Here is a 2,153-nt window from a genome sequence, read left to right as displayed (position 1 = left end):
TCCTTGGCGACGGTGACGCCGTCCTTGGTGATGCGCGGAGCGCCGAAGCTCTTGTCGATGACGACGTTGCGGCCCTTGGGACCGAGGGTGACCTTCACCGCATCGGCGAGGATGTCGACGCCGCGGAGGATCCGCTCACGGGCGTCGCGCGAAAAGCGTACGTCTTTCGCTGCCATGTTTCTGTCTTCCTTATTCTAGAGTGAGCGCTGAATCAGCCGACGATCCCAAGGATGTCGGATTCCTTCATGATGAGGAGGTCCTCGCCGTTGACGCGAACCTCGGTGCCCGACCACTTGCCGAACAGGATGCGATCGCCCGCCTTGACGTCGAGCGGCGTGACCTTGCCCTCTTCGGACTTGGCGCCGGCACCGGCGGCGACGACTTCGCCTTCCTGCGGCTTTTCCTTGGCGGTGTCGGGGATGATGATCCCGCCGGCCGTCTTCTCCTCGGCCTCGACGCGGCGCACCAGCACCCGATCATGAAGCGGACGAAAATTCATGCGCGTTCCTTTCCTGTCTTACGGCGTCAGCCCCCCGCTTTGATGCCGGAACCGATCGCTCATGTTGAACCTGTTAGCACTCACCCCGCGCGAGTGCCAATGGCCGCGATGTAGGGCATGTTCATCGGCGGTCAAGGGTCCGCGGCACGAGATTCTGCAGGCGCGGCCCAGCCGGGCGGCGGCCTGCATTTACAGCAAATGCGCCTTGCTCTACCGCCAAGTCTCTCTGGGAGCAGTCTGAAATGCGCTTTGTAGGCAAGGTCTGGCGGGTGTTGGTCGGAGTGAAGGACGGGCTCGTCCTGCTCCTCATGCTGCTCTTCTTCGGAATATTGTTCGCGGCGCTCTCCGCCAGCCCCCATGCCGGAAGCGCCCGCGAAGGAGCGCTCGTTCTGGACCTCAACGGGTCGATCGTGGAGCAGCCCGCGCGGCGCGAAGCCTTCGCAACGCTCACCGGCGGAGCGCCCGCCGTGCGCGAATACCGGCTGCGCGACATCGTCCATTCGCTGAAGACTGCGGCAACCGACGGCCGCGTGAAGGCGGTCGTGCTCGATCTCGACAGCTTCACCGGCGGCGGCCAATCGGCGCTGACGGACGTCGCGGCTGCGATCGATGAGGTGCGCCGGGCTAAAAAGCCGGTTCTCGCCTACGCCACTGGCTATAGCGACGATGCCTATCAGATCGCGAGCCACGCAAGCGAGGTCTGGCTCAATCCGATGGGCGCGGTGCTGATCACCGGGCGCGGCGGCACCAATCTCTATTTCAAGGGCCTGCTCGACAAGCTAGGCGTGACCGCCAACGTCTATCGTGTCGGCGCATACAAGGCGGCCGTCGAGCCGTTCACGCGCAACGACATGTCGCCGGAGGCGCGTCAGGCGAACCAGGCGCTTGCCGGCGCGCTTTGGGAGCGGTGGCTGGACGAAGTGCAGCGGGCGCGGCCGAAGGCGCAGCTTGCCAATTATACGACTGCCCCGCTCGAGCGCCTGGCCGCGAACAACGGCGACATGGCCAAGGCGGCTCTGACCGCGGGGCTGGTGGACAAGCTCGGCGACCGGGTGGATTTCGGCAACCGCCTGCGCCAGCTCGTCGACACCGACGACTCTAAGCTTCCCGGCAGCTATCGCGGCATCAAGTACGAAGCCTGGCTCAGCGACAATCCAGCGACGGTAACGGGCGGCCAGATCGGCGTCGTCACCGTCGCGGGCGAGATCGTCGACGGCGAGGCGGGGCCGGGGACGGCAGGCGCCGAGACGATCGTCCGCAATCTGGAGAAGGGGCTGGCGAAGCAGAATCTGAAGGCGCTGGTGCTCCGCGTCGATTCGCCCGGCGGGTCGGTGCTCGCCTCGGAGCGGATCCGCCAGGCGGTGCTCGAAGCCAAGTCGCGCGGCCTTCCGGTGGTCGTGTCGATGGGATCGCTTGCGGCGAGCGGTGGCTATTGGGTGGCCACTCCGGCCGACCGGATCTTCGCTGAGCCGGAGACGATCACCGGCTCGATCGGCGTGTTCGGGATCCTTCCGAGCTTCCAGGGCACTCTCGCCAAGCTCGGGGTCGGTGCTGACGGGGTCAAGACGACGCCGCTCTCGGGCGAGCCGGACCTGCTTCGGGGCCCCTCTCCGGTGGCCGGGCAGCTGATCCAGATGAGCATCGAGAACACCTA

2 protein-coding genes and 1 pseudogene are annotated in these 2,153 nt (G+C 66.0%); 1 reads left to right on the top strand and 2 read right to left on the bottom strand.

The genetic code is table 11. The features are described from left to right. Positions 1–176, bottom strand: a pseudogene (gene groEL, locus VF662_RS01235) (chaperonin GroEL); the annotation flags it as partial. Between the two features lie 35 nt (positions 177–211). Further along, positions 212–499: a co-chaperone GroES gene (gene groES / locus VF662_RS01230; RefSeq protein WP_464136752.1), complete on the bottom strand. Its 288-nt coding sequence runs from the start codon at positions 497–499 to the stop codon at positions 212–214. A gap of 242 nt (positions 500–741) precedes the next feature. On the opposite strand from groES, the gene sppA reads away from it, so the two are divergent. Beyond that, a partial coding sequence (gene sppA, locus VF662_RS01225; RefSeq protein WP_464136750.1) for a signal peptide peptidase SppA occupies positions 742–2,153 on the top strand: 1,412 nt, incomplete at its 3' end.

The organism is Allosphingosinicella sp. (genome assembly GCF_036387215.1).
Lineage (GTDB): Bacteria > Pseudomonadota > Alphaproteobacteria > Sphingomonadales > Sphingomonadaceae > Allosphingosinicella.
Note: the sequence above shows the minus strand (reverse complement) of the source record. Positions and strands in the feature narration are given on the sequence as shown.

Bases quoted from the DNA above. Each gene is read 5' to 3' on its own strand.
- groES (WP_464136752.1), bottom strand. From the start codon at position 499: ATGAATTTTCGTCCGCTTCATGATCGGGTGCTGGTGCGCCGCGTCGAG.